At 69.9% G+C, this 19,906-nt stretch carries 1 protein-coding gene (running past one end of the window); it reads right to left on the bottom strand.

Annotated features, from left to right (window positions below; all coding sequences use genetic code 11):
- Positions 1 to 78: 78 nt before the first annotated feature.
- On the bottom strand, positions 79 to 19,906 hold the 3' portion of the coding sequence (locus tag ACFVVI_RS14835; RefSeq protein ID WP_387445768.1) for a non-ribosomal peptide synthase/polyketide synthase. Its footprint extends 24,182 nt past the window's final position; only the last 19,828 of its 44,010 coding nucleotides appear in the window; its start codon lies beyond the right edge, outside the window — the gene reads right to left on this strand; its stop codon occupies positions 79 to 81.

The following is a 19,906-nucleotide window of genomic DNA, read 5'->3' as shown; positions in this document are numbered from 1 at the left end:
CCCAGGATAGGGCCGACGAGGGCACCTGCGCCACAACTACTCGCCTACCGAGCGCTCCGGTAGGCGAGTAGCGGCGGACTATTCGGCGACGATCACCGTCACTTCACCCTCGGCCGCGTCGGTCGGATCGCCTGCCACGACGAACCAGTGGGTGACCTCGCCCTCGGCCAGGTCGTCTTCGACCGAGGCGTCGGGCAGGACCGACAGGGCGCCCGCGGTGGACGAGGCCAGGAATTCCTGGACCGCGGCCGGGCCGGAGGCGTGGGTGGTGTAGGTGGTGCCTTCGTAGTCGATGGCGTGTTCATCGCGCAGGCGCTCGGCGAGGGCCACCGCGTCGGACTGGGCCAGGGCCGTGGTGTTCTCGCCCGAGACCAGCACGAAGGCCGGGTGGTCCTCGGCCAGGGGGCGGACGCGGTCGGCGTAGGAGACGGGATGGGCCGCGGCCGCGGCGATCTCGTCCTCGACGTCGGCCAGGATCAGCCACTGACCCGCCACCCCGGCGACCGGCGACGCGCTGATCCCGAAAAGAGCTCCCGCGGCGGCGATCTCGACGCCGGAGAGTTCGCCCGCGAACAGCACCGCGGCACCCGCCTTCTGGACCGCCCAGGCGGCCAGGACCGAATCCACGCTGCGCGGCAGCGAGATCGCGACCACGTCGCCGGGACCCGCACCGCGCGCGATGAGCACCCGGGCCAGCTGGGAGGACTTGCGATCCAGTGCGCTGTAGGCGATTTCGCTGTCACCGCGCAGCAACGCCGGAGCCTGCGGATCGGCTTCGACGACCTCGGCGAGGATCTTGGCCACCGTCTGCGCGCCGACACCGGAAACAACCGGAGCCGAAACAGCGGCTGTCACACCGGAATCGGCGAGCAGCTGAGCGCGTTCGCTCGCATCGAGGATGTCGATGTCGCCGACCAGACCGGACGGGTTGTCGAGCAGCTCGTCGAGCACCCGCAGCAGGCGCTGCGACAGCGTGCGGACCTCGTCGGCGGTGAAGGTACTGGTCAGGTACTTCATCGTGATCTCGATGGTCGACTCGGCCATCACCACCAGGGTGAGCGGGTAGTGGGTCGCGTCGTCGAGGCCGACACCGGTGACCTGCATGCCGTCGATCGAGCTCGCCGCGGTGACGGCGTCCTTGTCCATCGGGTAGGACTCGAACACCACCAGCGTGTCGAACTGCGAGCCCATGCCCGCCACCCGCTGGATGTCGGACAGACCGACGAAGTGGTGGCTGAGCAGCTCGGCTTGCTCGGACTGCACTCGCTGGGTCAGCTTCTCCGCGGTCATCCGGTCGTCGATCTGGATGCGCACGGGCAGGGTGTTGATGAACAGGCCGACCATCGACTCGACGCCGGGCAGTTCCGCCGGGCGACCCGAGACGGTCGCGCCGAACACCACGTCGTCGCGCCCGGTGAGGCGACCGACGACGATGCCCCACGCGGTCTGCAGCATCGTGTTCACGGTGACCCCGAGCTCGCCGGCGAACTTGCCGAGCGCCCGGGTGCGGTCGTTGTCGATCTCGACGATGACCTTGCCGAGCTCGTAGCGTTCCTCGGTGCGCGGCGCGGGCGCGAGCTGGGTGGGACCTTCGACCCCGGCCAGCGCGTCGGCCCACACCTGCAGCGACACTTCGCGATCCCAGCCCGAGAGCCAGGACAGGAAGTTGCGGTAGGACGCCACGCGCGGGAGCGCGGTGAGGTCACCGTGCACCGCGTAGAGCACGAGCAGGTCACGCATGAGCAGCGGCATGGACCAGCCGTCGACCAGGATGTGGTGCACGGTGATCGCCAGGTGCGAGTGCTCCTCGTCGATCTTGTAGAGACCGAAGCGGATCAGCGGCGCGGTGGCCATGTCGAACTGGTTCGCCTGGTCGGCTTGCAGCAGTTGGCGCATGCGCGGCATCCGCTCGTCTTCGGGCAGGTCGGTGAGGTCGACCTCACGCCACGGCACCTCGAGCTCGGAGAGCACCACCTGCACCGGCTGACCGGCCGAATCGGTGACGAACGCGGTCCGCAGGTTCGGGTACCGGTCGAGCACGGCCTGGGCGGCGCCGCGCAGGCGCTCGGTGTCGAGGGTGCCGGTGAGGTCGAGGACGGCCTGCACGGTGTAGACGTCGACGGTCGCCGAGCTGAGCATGGCGTGGAACATCAGGCCCGCCTGCAGCGGCGAGAGCGGCCACACCTCCGACAGCGCCGGGTAGTCGCGCTCCCACAGCTCGAGGTCGGACTGGCCGACCCGGACCAGGGACATGTCGGACGGGGTGAAGCCACCCGCGTCGACCCGCTGGGCGTGCGTGGCGAGCGCGGTGAGCGCGGCCACGAACAGATCAGCGAACTCCTGTGCCTGGTCGGCGGTGAGCAGACCCTTCGGGAACGCGATGTTCGCGCCGAGCTGCGGTCCCTCGTCGCCGTCGTTGACGATGGCGTTGATGTCGAGGGTCGCGTTGGCGGGCATGTCGAGGTCCATCTCGGCGTCGAGTTGGCCCAGATCCGCCACCGGCACCCAGCCGAGTTCGGCGAGTTCGGCCGGGATCTCACCGGCGGTCGCGCGACCGAGGTAGTTGAAGCTGATCTGGCCCACGCTCGGCAGGTCGGCACCGTCGAGGTACTTCAGCATGCCGAAGCCGATGCCCTTGTCCGGCACCGCGAGCATCTGCTCCTTGACCGACTTGATGACGTCACCGAGCGCGGCGCCACCGGCGAACGCGTCGTCGAGGTCGGCACCGCCCAGGTCCAGCCGGACCGGGAACGCGGTGGTGAACCAGCCGACGGTGCGCGACAGATCCGCACCGGCCACGATCTCTTCCTGGCGGCCGTGGCCTTCCAGCTTGATCAGGGCCGCGGTGCCGGATTCGTCTCCACGCCAACGGGATACGGCCAGCGCGAGTGCGGTGAGCAGACCGTCGTTGACGCCGCCGTGGTAGAGGCCCGGGATCGCGGTGAGGACCGCGTCGGTGACCTCGGGCGAGAGGGTGACCTGTACCCGGTCGACGGTGGCGAAGGTGTCGACCTGCGGGTCGAAGGCCCGCGCGCCGAGCTGCGGATCGACGGTGGCCGACACCTCGCGCCAGAACGGCAGTTCCGCGCGACGATCGGTCGACTGCTCGACCAGGCTGTGCGCCCAGCGACGCATCGAGGTGCCGTTGACCGGCAGCGTCACCTGCTGGCCCGCCGCGATCTGTCCCCAGGCCATGCCGAGATCCGGGATCAGGATGCGCCAGGAGACGCCGTCGATCACGAAGTGGTGGCCGACGATGAGCAGGGCGTCGCGCCGGCGCGGACCTTCGGCGGGCTCACCGAAGGCGAACCAGACGAACTGCACCATGGCGGCGCTCGCGGGGTCGAGACGGCCCATGGCCTCGTCGTATTCGACGCTGGCCAGCTTGGACAGCTGATCGTCGGCGATGTCACCGGCGACCTCGACCCGGCGCACGAGCGTGGTCACGTCGACCTCGCCCGGTGCCAGAGCCTCGAAGATCCACCCGTTCGCGGCGTCCTTCGCCACTCGCGAGCGCAGCACATCGTGGTGGTCGAAGACCGCGCCGATGGTGGCGTGCAGGACATCGGCGGTGATGTTGTCGGGCAGACGCAGCACCATCGACTGGGAGAACCGGTCGTAGGTGGAACCGCTCGCCAGAATCTGGCGCATGATCGGCAGCATCGGGATATCGCCGACACCGCCGCCCGGCAGTTCCTCGAGCACGATCTGTTCGGCGTCGCCCGCGAGCACGGCGATCTCGGCAAGCCCTGCCACGCTGCGCTTGTCGAACACATCACGCGGCTTGAACAGCACGCCGCGATCCTTGGCCCGTGAGACCAGCTGGATGGACAGGATCGAGTCGCCGCCGAGGGCGAAGAACGAATCGTCCAGGCCCACGGCGTCCACGCCGAGCACTTCGGCGAAGACAGTGGCGATGATCGCCTCGATTTCGCTGGTCGGCGAGCGGAACTCGCGCGGAGCGAGGACCGGCTCCGGCAGTGCGCGCCGGTCGAGCTTGCCCGCGGGGGTCAGCGGGATCTCGTCGAGGACCATCACGGCGGCGGGCACCATGTGCGCGGGCAGGTGCTGCGCCGCGTACTCGACCAGGGCGGCCGGATCCACGTTGCCGCGGACGTAGGACACCAGGATGGTGGCGCCCGCGTCGGTCTTGCGGCCGATGGTGGCGGCGAACTCGACGTTGTCGTGCGCGGTGAGGACCGCGTCGATCTCGCCCAGTTCGATGCGGAAACCGCGAATCTTCACCTGGAAGTCGTTGCGGCCCACGTATTCCACGACCGGCTTGCCGTGCACCGTGCGCCAGGCGACGACGTCACCGGTGCGGTAGAGGCGCTCGCCTGCCACGTACGGGCTGGCCACGAAACGTTCGGCGGTGAGGCCGTGGCGCGCGTGGTAGCCGCGCGCCAGCGGGACACCGCCGAGGTACAGCTCACCGGCCACGCCCTCGGGGACCGGGCGCAGGCGGCTGTCGAGCACGTACACGGTCGCGCCCGCGATCGGGCCACCGATGTTCATGGTGTCGGCCGGCAGCAGCGGATCGGACAGGTTGGTGGCGATGGTCGCCTCGGTGGGACCGTAGGCGTTGTAGAACCGGTGCAGCGCCGGGTCGGTACCCGCGCTGTGCCAGTTCGCGACCAGGTCGACGGGAGCCTTGTCGCCACCGACGATCAGCGCTTCGAGCCCGGCCAGTGCCGCGGGTTCCATCGACGCCGCGACCAGCGGGGTGAGGAACACATGGGTCAGCTGCTCGCCGGCGATGATGTCGGCCAGCTCCTCGCCGCCGACCACACCGACCGGTGTGATCACGAGGGTGCCCGCCGAGCCGACGGCCAGGAGGAACTCGAGGATCGACGCGTCGAACGACGGTGACGCGAACGCCAGGGTCCGCGCGTTCTTGTCGAGACCGAACTGCGCGACCTGGGCGGCGGCGAAGTTGGGCACACCGGCATGGGTGACGACGACGCCCTTGGGCAGACCCGTCGAACCCGAGGTGTAGATCATGTAAGCCGTGTTGCCGGGGCGGACTTCACCACGGCGATCGGCCTCGGTGATCGGGGCGTCGGACTGTGCGGCGACCTCGGCCTCGGTGGCCGCGTCGTCGAGGGTCAGCCAGTCGCCCAGCACGGGCGTCGGCAGGTGGTCGGCCTCGGCGGACACCGTGATGCCCAGTGCCGCACCGGAGTCCGACATCATGTGCGCGATGCGCTCGGCCGGGTACTTCGGGTCGACCGGGAGGAACGCCGCGCCGGTCTTGCTGACGGCCCAGATGGCCAGGGTCGTGTCGAGCGAACGCTGCATGGCGATGGCGACGACGGTCTCCGGTGCCGCACCGCGCGCGATGAGCACCCGTGCCAGGCGCGAAGACGCCGCGTCGAGCTCGGCGTAGGTCAGCGAGGCCGACTCGCCCGGCGCCACGATGGCCTGACCGGTCGGGTTCGTTGCCACGGCCTGGGCCAGCAGCTCCGGCAGGGTGCTCACCGCGGCGGCGGGACCGCCTGTGCGGGTGAGCAGTTCGGTGCGCTCGGCGCTGTCGAGGAGTTCGAGGTCACCGACCGGGGTGGTGGTGTCGGCGACGACCTCGGCGAGCAGTCGCTGGAAGCGCTGCGCGAACTTCTCCACGGTCGACTGGTCGAACAGCGCACTGGCGTAGGAGAACTCGGCGTAGGCGCCCGCGTCATCACCAGCTGCGGCTTCCCGCACGGTGAGCAGCAGGTCGAACTTGGCGGTGTCGACGTCGAAGTCGACGGCCGAGACCGACAGGCCGGGCAGCTCGAAGCCGGCGTCGGGCAGGTTCTCGAACGACAGCGCCACCTGGAACAGCGGGTGCCGCGCGGTGGAGCGCTCGGGGTTGAGCAGTTCCACCAGGCGTTCGAACGGGATGTCGGCGTGGGCGAAGGCGGCCAGGTCGGCTTCCTTGGCCTGGGTCAGCAGCTCCGCGAAGGTGAGCTGTCCGCCGACCTGCGTGCGCAGGGCGAGGGTGTTGACGAACATGCCGATCACGTCGTCGAGTTCGGCTTCGCCGCGGCCGGCGATCGGGGTGCCGATGACGATGTCCTCGGTGCCCGACATGCGTGCCAGGAACACCGCCAGCGCGGTGTGCACGACCATGAACAGCGTCGCGTTCTGCTCGCGAGCGATGGCGGACAGTCCGGCGTGGATGTCGCCGCCGATCGGGAACAGCACCCGGCCACCGGCGAACGACTGCGTGCTCGGACGCGGGCGATCCAGGGGCAGGTTCAGCTCGTCGGGAACACCGGCGAGCGCGCGCTTCCAGTAGCCGGCCTGCTGGGCGATGAGGCTGGTCTCGTCGGTCTCGGCGCCGAGCACCTCGCGCTGCCAGACGCTGAAGTCGGCGTACTGCACCGGCATCGGCGCCCAGCCCGGTGCTTCACCGGTGGCACGGGCGGCGTAGGCGATCATCACGTCGCGGGTCAGCGGGCCCATGGACCAACCGTCGGCGCTGATGTGGTGGGCCACGAAGACAAGGATGAATTCCTCGTCGGCGACCTGCATGAGCTTCGCACGCAACGGAACTTCGTCGATCACGTCGAAACCGGTGGTGATCAGCTCGGCGATCTTGTCGCGAACCTGTTCGGGAGCAACGGTTTCCGGCGTCAGATCCGGGACGTTGCCTTCTACCGGCAGGATCACCTGGTGCGGCGTGCCGTCGGTCGACGGGTACACCGTGCGCAGGGTCTCGTGCCGTGCGAGCACATCGGCGACGGCCAATTGCAGCGCCGCCACGTCCAGCGCGCCCGACAGGCGAACGGCGACGGGGATGTTGTTCACCGAAGAGGCAGTGTCGAACTGGTTCAGGAACCACATGCGCTGCTGCGCGAGCGACAGCGGCACCTGATCCGGGCGCGGACCGGCGACCAGCGCGCGACGCCCACCGGCACCCGCGCCCTGCTCGACCTTCACCGCGAGCCCGGCCACCGTCGACGCCTCGAACAGCAGGCGCACGGGCACCCGGCTGTCCAGGGCGGCGCCGAGGCGGGCCGCGACCTGGGTGGCCAGCAGCGAGTTGCCGCCGAGGGCGAAGAAGTCGTCGTCGGCACCGACGCGTTCGGCGCCGAGAACATCGGCGAACACGCCGGCCACGATCTCCTCGATCGGGGTCGACGGCGCGCGGAAGGTCTGCGCCTCGAACTCCGGCTCCGGCAGCGCCTTGCGGTCGAGCTTGCCGTTGACATTCAGCGGCAGCGCGTCCAGCACCACGAACGCGGCGGGCACCATGTACGACGGCAGACCGGCGGCCAGCGTCGACTTGACCTGTGCCACCTCGATATCCGAGCCGACCAGGTAGGCGACCAGACGGTCACCGGTGCGCGGATCGGACTTGGCGATCACCGCGGTCTGGGCGATCTCGGGCAGCGCGAGCAACGCGGCCTCGATCTCGCCGAGCTCGATCCGGAAGCCGCGGATCTTCACCTGGAAGTCGGTGCGGCCGCGGTAGTCGAGTTCGCGGTTGTGCCAGGCCACCAGGTCACCGGTGCGGTACATGCGAGTGCCCGGCGTGAACGGGTTGGCCACGAAGCGATCGGCGGTCAGGTCGGGGCGACCGTAGTAGCCGCGAGCCAACTGCGCGCCCGCCAGGTACAGCTCACCGGCGACCCCGTCGGGCACCGGGCGCAGACGCTCGTCGAGCACGTAGACCTGACTGTTCCACTCGGGCGAACCGATGGAGACCGACACCTGGTCGGCGGCGTTCACCCGGTGCGAGGTGATCGAGACGGCGGCCTCGGTCGGGCCGTACAGGTTGAACAGCTCGGTACGGCTGAACTCGGCGCGGAAGCGCTGGGCCAGCGAACCCGGCAGCGCCTCACCGATGGCCAGGACCCGCCACAGCGAATCGGGCATTCCCGCGGTGATGAGCGCGTCGAGCATCGACGGCACCACGTGCAGGGTGGTGACCCATTCGCGCGACATCAGCTCGTTGAGGTAAGCCGGGTCGCGATGGCCGTCGGCCGAGGCGATCACCAGGCGGCCACCGCAGACCGCGGCCGACCAGAACTCCCAGACCGAGAGGTCGAAGGTGGCGGCGGTCTTGAGCAGCACCGCGTCGGCGGCGTCCATGCCGAACTCGATCAGCTTCCACTGCAGCTGGTTGGCGATGGATCGGTGAGGAACGGCGACACCCTTCGGGCGGCCGGTGGAACCGGACGTGAAGATCACGTACGCGGTGTTCTCCGGACGCAACGGCTCGGTGCGCTCGGCATCGGAAATCGGTGCGGCGCCGATCGATTCCAGGTCGAGCTCGTCGATCCGCACGACCGGTGCGACATCAGTGGCGAACTCGGCGTTGGTCAGCACGCAGACCGGTGCCGCCGTCTCGAGGATGTAGCCGGTGCGCTCGGCCGCCTGATCGGGGTCGACCGGCACGTACGCGCCACCGGACTTGGCCACCGCGTACATCGCGACAACCAGGTCCACCGAGCGGCGCATCGCCAGCGCGACACGGGACTCCGGGCCCACACCGAGCGAGATCAGGTGCCGCGCGAGGCGGTTCACCTTCGCGTCGAGTTCGGCGTAGGTGAGCTGGGCACCGTCGTCGGTGACCAGCGCGGTCGACTTCGGATCGGCGACCACGGACGCGTCGAGCAGCGAGACCAGGGTGGCCTCGGTGTCGACCGAGTAAGTGGTGGCGTTGCGGGCGTCGAGGATCTGGGTGCGTTCGGCCGGGGCCAGCAGTTCGATATCGCCGACCGCAGTGCGCGGGGTGGCGACGATCGCGCCGAGCAGGCGGACGAAACGCTCCACGAAACCTTCGACCGTGGCGTGGTCGAACAGGTCGGTGGCGTAGGTGAACAGACCCGAGATGCCCTCGGGCTCACCGGCATCGCCGTAGCGGTCGGTGGCGATCAGGTGCAGATCGAACTGCGACAGCTCGGTGGCGATGTCGAGGCCCGAGACCGTCAGGCCCGGCAGTTCCAGGATGGCGCGGCTGAGGTTCTGGAACGACAGACCCACCTGGAACAGCGGATGACGCGCGGTGGAGCGCACCGGGTTGAGCACCTCGACCAGGCGCTCGAACGGCACGTCGGCGTTGGCGAACGCCGCGATGTCGTCTTCACGCTGGCGGGCGAGCAGTTCGGTGAACGCCTCGCCGCCGTCGACCTTGGTGCGGAACACCAGGGTGTTGACGAACATGCCGATCATGTCGTCGAGCGCGGCTTCGCCACGGCCGGCCATCGGGGTACCGATGGCGATGTCGTCGGTGCCGGACAGGCGGGCGAGCAGCACCGCGAGGGCGGTGTGCACGACCATGAACAGCGTCGCGCCCTCGGCACGAGCCAGCTCGACCAGCGCGCGGTGGGTGTCGGCGTCGATCTGGACGTCGACCTTGCTGCCGGCGAAGGTCTGCACCGCGGGGCGCGGACGGTCGGCGGGCAGGTCGAGCTGATCGGGGAGGTCCGCGAGGGCCTGCTTCCAGTGCGCGACCTGCTTGGACGCCATCGAGTCGGCGTCGTCCTCGCTGCCGAGGAGATCACGCTGCCAGATGCTGTAGTCCGCGTACTGCACTGCCAGCGGTGCCCAGCCGGGCTCGGAGCCCATGGAGCGGGCCGCGTAGGCGGTCATCAGGTCGCGGGTCAGTGGGGCGACCGAGGAACCGTCGCCGGAGATGTGGTGCACGACCAGGGCGAGCACGAAGTCGTCGGTGTTCTCGACGCGGAACAGTGCCACCTTGAGCGGGACCTCGACGGTGACGTCGAACATCGTCGACATCAGTTCCGCCACAGCCGATTCCACCTGGTCGACGGCCACGGTGCGTTCGATCAGTTCCGGCGCGGCCTGGGCGGGCGACAGGATCACCTGTGCCGCACCGGCTTCGGTCTGCGGGTAGATCGTGCGCAGGATCTCGTGGCGGGTCACCAGGTCGGTGACCGCCGCACGCAGCGCGTTCACGTCGAGGTCGCCGGTGAGGCGGACCGCGACGGGCACGTTGTACGCGGCCGACTGGGTGTCGAACCGGTTGAGGAACCACATCCGCTGCTGCGCGAGCGAGAGCGGGATGTGCTCGGGGCGCGGACCCGCGGTCAGCGCCTTGCGATCGCCGGTCTCGGCGTGCTGCTCGACCCGCTGGGCCAGCGCGGCCACCGTGGACGCCTCGAACAGCAGGCGCACGGGAATGCGGGTATCGAGTGCCGCGCCGAGGCGAGCGGCGACCTGCGTCGCCAGCAGCGAGTTACCGCCCCAGGCGAAGAAGTCGTCATCGAGACCGAACCGCTTGTCGGCGTCGAGACGAAGGACCTCGGCGAAGGTAGCCGCGACGAGCTGTTCACTCGGGCTCACCGGCGCGCGGAACACCGCCTTCTCGACCTCGGGCTCCGGGAGAGCCTTGCGGTCGAGCTTGCCGTTGGCGTTCAGCGGCAGCGCGTCGAGCTGCAGGAACACGGTCGGAACCATGTACGACGGCAGTTCGGCGGCCAGCGCGGCACGGAGGGCCAGCTTGTCGAGCTCAGCGCGGTCAGCCGAGCGAGCCGGGGTGCTCTCGGTCGCGGCGTCAGCGGTCGCCGAGTTCACAGCGCTGGTTGCCGCGGCCTTGTCGGCAGCGGTTCCGGCGACGACGTAGGCGACCAGGCGATCGCCTACGACGGGATCCGTGTGCGCGAGAACCGCCGCGGAGGTGATGCCGGGCTGACGCAGCAGCGCGGCTTCGATCTCGCCGAGTTCGATGCGGAAGCCGCGGATCTTCACCTGGAAGTCGGTGCGGCCCCGGTAGTCCAACTCGCCGTTGGCATTCCAGGCCACCAGGTCACCGGTGCGGTACATGCGCTCGCCGGTCACCGCGAACGGGTCCGCGACGAATCGGTCGGCGGTCAGATCGGCGCGACCGTAGTAGCCGCGGGCCAGCTGGGCGCCGGCCAGGTACAACTCACCGGAGACACCGACCGGAACGGGACGCAGGCGCGAATCCAGCACGTAGACACGGCTGTTCCACTCCGGCGCGCCGATCGACACCGAGACCGTGTCCGCGTCGGTCACCGCGTGGCTGGTGATCGAGACCGCGGCCTCGGTCGGGCCGTACAGGTTGAACAGCGCGGCGGTGTTGGCCGTGCGGAAACGCTGGGCGGTCGCGGCGGGCAGCGCCTCACCGATGGCGAGGACGCGGCGCAACGTCCGCGGCAGTGCGGCACCGGATTCGGTGAGCAGCGCGTCGAGCATCGACGGCACCACATGCAGCGTGGTGACGCCGGTGCCCCGCATCAGGTCGTTGAGGTAGGCCGGGTCGCGGTGGCCGTCGGCGGTGGCGACCACCAGACGGGCACCCGCGACGGCGGCGGTCCAGAACTCCCAGACCGAGAGGTCGAAGGTGGCGGCCGTCTTGAGCAGCACCGCGTCGTCGGCACCGATGCCGAATTCGGCCGTCTCCCACTGCAACTGGTTGACGATCGCGCCGTGCGAGACCGCCACACCCTTGGGCTTGCCGGTCGAGCCGGACGTGAAGATGACGTACGCGGTGTTCGTGGGGACCAGGGTGCGCCCGGTGATCGCGGCATCGCTGACATCGCTCAGGTCGAGGTCATCGAGGACCACCACTTCGGCTGCCGCCGTGCTGAATTCGGCGTTCGCCGTCGTCAGCACGACAGCCGGTGCGGCCGTCTCCAGGATGTAGTCGGTGCGCTCGGCAGGCTGATCCGGGTCGATCGGCACATACGCCGCGCCCGTGCGGGCCACCGCGTACATCGCGATGATCAGCTCGGCGGAACGGCGGATGGCAAGAGCCACCCGGTCTTCGGTGCCGATCCCGCGCGAGATCAGGTGCCGCGCGAGACGGTTGACCTCGGCGTCGAGCTCGGCGTAGGTCAGCTCGCGGCGTCCTGCGACGACCCGACCGACTGCGGCGGTGCCACTACCGGATTCGGCACCGGCGGCAATCGCTTCGGATTCCGGCTCGTCCACGACCAGCGCGATGGCCTCGGGAGTGGCCGCCACTGTCGCATCGAGCAGCGATACCAGGGTGGCGTCGGTGTCGACAGCGTGCGCGGTGTCGTTCCACGTGCTGACGATCCGCTCGGATTCCGGCGTGGTGAGCAGGTCGATGTCGCCGACCGGGATGGTGGCGTCGGCGGCGACCGCGTCGAGCACCAGCAGGAAGCGGTCGGCGAAGCTCTGGACCGTCGACTCGTCGAACAGGTCGATGGCGTAACCGAATTCGGTGACCAGCTGGGCCGGTGCGCCGTCGTCGGTGTAGCGGTCGTAGAGGGTGACGTGCAGGTCGGTCTTGGCCAGCTGCGAGTCGTAGTCGACGGCGCTGACGGTCAGGCCGGGCAGTTCGAAGGTGGTGTCGGCCAGGTTCTGGAACGACAGGCCCACCTGGAACAGCGGGTTGCGGGCGGTGGAGCGGACCGGGTTGAGCACCTCGACGAGACGCTCGAACGGCACGTCGGCGTTGGCGAAGGCTTCCAGGTCGCGGTTGCGCACGTCGGCGAGCAGTTCGGCGAAGGAGGCGCCGGGGTCGACGGCGGTGCGGAACACCAGGGTGTTGACGAACATGCCGATCAGGTCGTCGAGTTCGCGCTCACCACGGCCGGCGATCGGGGTGCCGACGGCGATGTCGTCGGTGCCGGACAGGCGGGCCAGCAGCACCGCGAGCGCGGCGTGCACGACCATGAACAGCGAGGCGTTGTTCGCCCGTGCCAGTTCGTGCAGGGCCGCGTGCCGCTCCGGGTCGATCTCGAAGCGGATGGCCTGGCCCTGGAACGACTGCGCGGGCGGGCGCGGCCGGTCGGCGGGCAGTTCGAGCTGGTCGGGCAGCCCGGCGAGCGCTTCGCTCCAGTAGGCGACCTGCTTGGCCGCGAGGGATTCGGAATCGGTCTCGTCGCCGAGGACTTCGCGCTGCCACAGCGCGTAGTCGGCGTACTGCACGGGCAGCGGCGCCCACTGCGGCGCCTCACCCTGCACACGGGCCACGTAAGCGGCCATGATGTCGCGCGCCAGCGGGCCCATCGAGGAACCGTCGGCGGAGACGTGGTGCACGGTGAACGCGAGCACGTGGTCGGTGGCGTTCAGTTCGAACAGCGCGACCTTGAGCGGCACCTCCTGGGTGACGTCGAAGGTGGTCATCGCGAATTCGATGACGCTACCGAGCAATTCGGCCTCGGTGACCGCGATGTGGTGCACCACGGCGCGGCTCTGCGAGACGGGCAGGATCACCTGGTGCGGGCCGTCCGGCGAGCCCGGGTAGGTGGTGCGCAGCATTTCGTGGCGGGCGAACACGTCGCCGATGGCCTGCTCGAGCGCGGGCACGTCGAGTTCACCGGTGAGGCGGACGGCCAGGGGGATGTTGTCGACCGCGGAGGTGGACGTGTCGAACTGGTTGAGGAACCAGTAGCGCTGCTGGGCGGGCGAGAGCGGGATAACGGCGGGCCGCTCCCCCGCGGTCAGGCGCGGACGGGTGCGGCCGGAGCCGGCGTTGTGTTCGGCGCGGGCGGCCAGCGCGGAGACCGTCGAAGCCTCGAACAGGTCGCGCACCGAGAGCTGGGTGTCCAGGGCGGCACCGATGCGGGCGGTGACCTGGGTGGCCAGCAGCGAGTTGCCGCCGAGTTCGAAGAAGTCGTCGTCGGCGCCGACGCGGGTCACGCCGAGCACGTCGCCGAAGGTGCCCGCCACGATCTCCTCGATCGGGGTGGACGCCGCGCGGAACACCTTGGCCTCGAACACCGGCGCGGGCAGTGCTTTGCGGTCGAGCTTGCCGGAGGCGTTGAGCGGGAAAGCATCCAGGATCACGAAGGCGGTGGGGACCATGTAGGCCGGCAGCGCGCCGCCGAGTTCGGTGCGCACGGCATCGAGGTCGATGCTGGCACCGGCCGCCGGGATCAGGTAGCCGACCAGCTGGTCGCCGAGGCGCTCGTCGGAGCGGACCACGACCACGGACTGGGCGATCGAGGGCAGCGCGGTGAGCGCGGACTCGATCTCGCCGAGTTCGATGCGCAGACCACGCAGCTTCACCTGGAAGTCGGTGCGGCCCAGGTATTCCAGCTCGCCGTCCGCGGTCCAGGCGACGAGGTCGCCGGTGCGGTACATGCGGGCGCCGTCCTCGCCGAACGGATCGGCGACGAAGCGGTCGGCGGTGAGGTCGGGACGGTTGACGTACCCGCGCGCCAGCTGGACACCGGCCAGGTAGAGCTCGCCGGGGACACCGACGGGCGCGGGGTGCAGACGCGAATCCAGCACGTACACCTGGGTGTTGAAGACCGGCGCACCGATCGGCACCGAGGTGGTGTCGGCATCGGTGACCTCGTGGAAGGTCACGTCGACGGCGGCTTCGGTGGGGCCGTACAGGTTGTGCAGGGCCGCGCCGGTGAGGGCGCGCATCCGCTGGGCGGTCGGCGCGGGCAGCGCCTCACCCGAGGCGAACACCAGTCGCAGGCTGCTCGAGACCTCGGCACCGTCGGCGAGCGCCACGGCGGCGGATTCGGCCAGTTCGGCGACGAAGACCGACATCATCGACGGCACGAAGTGCGCGGTGGTGACGCCTTCGGTGGCGATGATCTCGGCGAGGTAGGCCGGATCGCGGTGACCATCGGGCTTCGCGACAACGAGTCGCGCGCCGATCTGCAAGGGCCAGAAGAACTCCCACACCGACACGTCGAACGTCGCCGGAGTCTTCTGCAGAACGACGTCGGCCTCGGTCAGGCCGTAAGCCTCCTGCATCCACACCAAACGGTTGACGATCGCACCGTGGCTGACCGCCACACCCTTCGGACGACCCGTCGAACCCGACGTGAAGATCACATACGCCGTGTTCTCCGGGCGCAGCGGCGCGATCCGCTCGGCATCGGTGACCGGCGCATCCGAGTAACCCGAGAGATCCAGTCGTTCGATGTTCAGCGCGGTGGTCGAGCCGGCGTCGAATTCGTCCCGGACAGTGGTCAGTACGCACACCGGCGCCGCGGTCTCGAGCACGTAGTGGGTGCGCTCGGCTGGGTGATCCGGGTCCAGCGGCACGTAGGCGCCACCGGCCACGCTCACCGCGTACATGCCGATCACCAGGTCGAGCGAGCGGCGCATGCCGAGCGCGACCATGGTGTCCGGGCCGACGCCCTGGGCGATGAGGTGGCGGGCCAGGCGGTTCACCTGCGCGGTGAACTCGCGGTAGGACAGACTCGTCCCCTCGAACGTCACGGCGGTCGCGCGCGGGCTGGCCGCGGCCTGTGCCTCGAACATCGACACCAGCGTGGCGGCTTGGTCGACCGGATGCTCGGTGGCGTTCCAGTCGGTGACCACCTGGCGGTATTCGGCCGGGGCCAGCAGCTCGATCTCGCCGATCGCGCGGGCGGGCTTGGCCACGACCGCGGTCAGCATCCGCACCAGGCGCTGCGCGAGGACGGCGATGGTGTCGGCGTCGAACATGTCGGTGGCGTAGGCGAATTCGGCGGTCATGCCGTCGGCGGAACCGTCGGCACGGTGACGATCGGCCAGGTTCAGGTGCAGATCGAACTTGGCGGTGACCACATCCAGCGGCACGCCCGCGACCTCGAGGCCGGGCAGTTCGAAGGACGCCTCACCGGTGTTCTGGAAGGACAGCATCACCTGGAACAGCGGGTGGCGCGCCTGCGAACGGGCCGGGTTGAGGATCTCCACGAGCCGCTCGAACGGCAGGTCGGCGTGGCCGAAGGCGGCGAGGTCGTTCTCCCTGGTCTGCGCGAGCAGCTCGGTGAACGGCTGGGCCGGGTCGACCGCGCTGCGCAGGACCAGGGTGTTGACGAACATGCCGATGGCATCGTCGAGCACCGCTTCACCACGACCGGCGACGGCAGTACCGATGGCGATGTCGTCGCTGCCGGACAGGCGAGCCAGCAGTGCGGCGAACGCGGCGTGCACGACCATGAACAGGCTGGCACCGTGTTCGCGGGCCAGCGCATTGAGTCCGGCGGACAGGGCGGGGTCGATCGAGAACTCGTGCACCCCACCGCGATTGGACGCGACGGCGGGACGGGCCCGATCGGCGGGCAGGTCGAGCTGGTCGGGCAGCCCGGCCAGGTTCTGCGACCAGTAGGCCACCTGCTGGGCGATCATCGACGACGAGTCCGCTTCGGAGCCCAGCGTTTCGCGCTGCCACAGGGCGAAGTCGGCGTACTGCACGGGCAGCGGGGTCCAGCCGGGCGCCTCACCGCGCGAGCGGGCGGCGTAGGCGATCATCACGTCGCGGGCCAGCGGGCGCACCGACCAGCCGTCGCCGGAGATGTGGTGCACGACGAAGACCAGCACGTGGGTGTCGGGGTGCGAGCCGTCCATCGAGCCCGCGATGCGCAGCAGTTCGGCGCGCACCGGGACCTCGGCGGTCACATCGAATCCGGCGAGCACGAGTTCGCTGATGCGATCGCGGATCTCGTCCTCGCCGACGGTGATCGGGTGCAGCGAGATCGGCATCTGCCCGGCGGGCAGCACGACCTGCACGCCCTGGCCGTCGGCGGTCTCCGGGTAGACGGTGCGCAGCACCTCGTGCCGGTCGACCACGTCGGCGACGGCCTGGCGCAGGGCGTCGATGTCGAGGTCGCCGGTCAGACGGACCGCGAGGGGGATGTTGTTGACGCCGGTCGCGCTGTCGAAGCGGTTGAGGAACCACATGCGCTGCTGGGCGAGCGAGAGCGGGATCTGGTCCGGGCGCGCACTGGCGACGAGCTCGCGGCGACTGCCGCTGCCCGCGTGGACCTCGACCTTGGTGGCCAGCGCGGCCACCGAGGGCGCCTCGAACAGGGCGCGCACGGGGACGCGGGTGTCGAGGGCGGCACCGAGGCGGGCGACCACCTGGGTGGCGATGAGCGAGTTGCCGCCCAGGTCGAAGAAGTCGTCGTCGAGGCCGACCGCGCGGTCACCGGACAGGCCGAGCACCTCGGCGAAGGTGGCGGCGACGATCTCCTCGATCGGCGTGCGCGGCGCACGGAACTCGCGCGCCTCGAACACCGGCTCGGGCAAGGCGCGACGGTCGAGCTTGCCGTTGGCGCTCAGCGGCATCTCGTCGATCACGACGAACGCGGCCGGCACCATGTAGGACGGCAGTTGCGCCGCGAGCTGCGCGCGCAGAACGTCGATATCGGCGGTCTCGCCCACGGCGGGGACGACATAGCCGACGAGCTGGTCACCGATGCGAGCGTCCGAACGCACGACCACCACGGCCTGCGTCACGGTGTTGTGCGCGGTGAGCGCGGCTTCGATCTCGCCGAGCTCGATCCGCAGACCACGCAGCTTCACCTGGAAGTCGGTGCGGCCGAGATAGGTGATGACGCCGTTCTCGTCGCGGCGGACGAGGTCACCGGTGCGGTACATCCGTTCGCCGTCGGTTCCGAACGGGTCGGCGACAAAGCGATCGGCGGTGAGGTCCGGTCGGCCGAAGTAGCCGCGGGCCAGCTGGGCACCGGCCAGGTACAGCTCACCGGCGACACCGGCGGCCACGGGATGCAGGCGCGAATCCAGGACGTAGGCCTGCGAGTTCCAGACCGGCGCACCGATCGGGACAGCGCCGTCGACCTGGTCGGCGACCGGGCCGTGCGTCGCGTGGACGGTGAACTCGGTGGGGCCGTACAGGTTGAACAGCGCCGCGTCGCTCACCTTGCGGAATGCGACGACCGTATCGGCGGTGAATGCCTCACCGGCGATCAGCAGGGCGCGCAGCGAGGACAGAGCTCCGCCCTCGACCGCGGCCTGATCGATGCTGCCCGCGAACACGGTGAGCATCGACGGCACGAACGAAGTCATCGTGACCCGTTGCGCGGCAATGACATCCGCGAGGTACTGCGGGTCGCGGTGACCATCGGGGCTCGCCACGACGATCCGGCCGCCGGTGCTCAGCGGGCCGAACAGCTCCCACACCGACACGTCGAACGTGGCGGGCGTCTTGAACAGCACCACATCGCCGGCGTCGATGCCGTATTCGCCGGTGATCCAGCGGATCTGGTTCACCACGGCCGAGTGCGCCACGGCCACACCCTTGGGGCGGCCGGTCGAGCCGGAGGTGAAGATGACGTAGGCCGGGTGCTGCGGGAGCAGCGGCGCGATCCGATCCGCATCGGTGACCGGAGTCTCCGGGTACGCCGAGAGATCGAGCGCGTCGATGACCAGTGTCGGTGCGGCATCCTCGAAGCCGTCGCGAGTCGTCGTGAGAACCACCACCGGTGCGGCGGTCTCGAGCACGTACGCGATGCGGTCGGCGGGCTGGTCCAGGTCCAGCGGCACGTAGCCACCGCCCGCTTCCTGCACCGCGTAGGCGGCGACGACCAGGTCGATGCTGCGGCGCAGGCCGAGGGCGACCAGGGACTCCGGGCCGACGCCCGCCTCGATCAGGCGATGCGCCAGACGGTGCACCCGGGAAGCGAATTCGGCGTAGGTCAAGGTTTCGCCGGTGGCGGGATCGACCATCGCGACCGCGTCGGGCGTGGCCGCGGCCTGGCGGGCGAACTCGTCCACCAGCGTGCCCGCCTCGGACAGCTCGCGGGCGGTGTCGTTCCAACCGTGCACGGCCAGCGCGGTTTCCGCCGAGTCGAGCAGCGCGAGATCGCCGACGGCGCGGTTCGGCGCCGCCGCGATGCCGGCCAGCAGGCGGGCGAAGCGGGCACCGAAGCGGTCCATCGTCGCCGCGTCGAACAGGTCGGTGGCGTAGATCAGCTCGGCGACGATGCCCGATGCCTCACCCGGCTTCTCGGTGAGCACGACCTGCAGGTCGAACTTGGCCACGTCGATCGGCAGATCGACGCCGCTCACGGTGAGGCCGGGCAGTTCCAGGCTGGTCTGGCCGGTGTTCTGGAAGGCCAGCATGACCTGGAACAGCGGGTGGCGGGCCTGCGAGCGGGCCGGGTTGATGATCTCGACGAGGCGTTCGAACGGCAGATCGGCGTGGCCGAAGGCGGCGATGTCGCTCGCACGGACCGCACCGAGCAGGTCGGCGAAGCTCGCGTCGCTGTCGATCTCGGTGCGCAGCACCAGGGTGTTGACGAACATGCCGATCAGGTCGTCGAGCGCGCGCTCACCACGGCCCGCGATGGGGGTGCCGATGGCGATGTCGTGCTCGCCGGACAGGCGCGAGAGCAGCAGTGCCAGCGCCGCGTGGGAGACCATGAACAGCGTCGCGCCGCGGGTGCGGGCCAGCTCGGTCAGGGCCGCATGGGTTTTCGCGTCGATCTCGAAGGTGTGGGTGGCGCCGCGGCCGCTGGCGACCGCGGGGCGCGGCCGGTCGGCGGGCAGGTCGAGCTGCTCGGGCAGGCCGTCCAGGGTCGAACCCCAGTACGAGATCTGCTGGGCGATCACCGATTTCGCGTCGTCCTCGTCACCGAGCACGGCGCGCTGCCACAGCGCGAAGTCGGCGTACTGGACTTCCAGCGGACGCCAGGCCGGTTCGGCGCCTTCGACGCGGGCGCTGTAGGCGGTCATCACGTCGCGGGTCAGCGGGCCCATGGAGAAGCCGTCGGCGGAGATGTGGTGCACGACAAGGGCGAGCACGTGTTCGGTGGGGCTCACCTCGAACAGGGCCGCGCGGAACGGCACCTCGGCGGTGACGTCGAACGCGGTGCGTACCAGCTCCGAAAGCCGTTGCGGCAGTTCGGCGGCGGTGGTCTCGATCGGCGCGAGGTCGGGGATGACCTTGCCGGTCGGCACGATCACCTGGTAGCCGGCGCCGGACACCTCCGGGTAGTAGCTGCGCAGCGATTCGTGGCGGGCGAGCACGTCGGCCACGGCCACCTGCAGCGCCTGGCGGTCGAGCAGGCCCGACAGCCGGACGGCGGCGGGGATGTTGTCCACCGCGGACTCGGGGTCGAAGCGGTTGAGGAACCACATGCGCTGCTGGGCCAGCGACAGCGGCACCCGCTCGGGGCGCTGCTGCGGCACCAGCGGCGCGCGGCGTTCGGCACCGGAGTGCGTCTCGGCCCGCGCGGCCAGCCCGGCGACGGTGGAGGACTCGAACAGT

Source organism: Nocardia sp. NPDC058114 (assembly GCF_042884695.1).
Classification (GTDB): domain Bacteria; phylum Actinomycetota; class Actinomycetes; order Mycobacteriales; family Mycobacteriaceae; genus Nocardia.
This window is presented reverse-complemented; position numbering and strand designations above follow the sequence as displayed.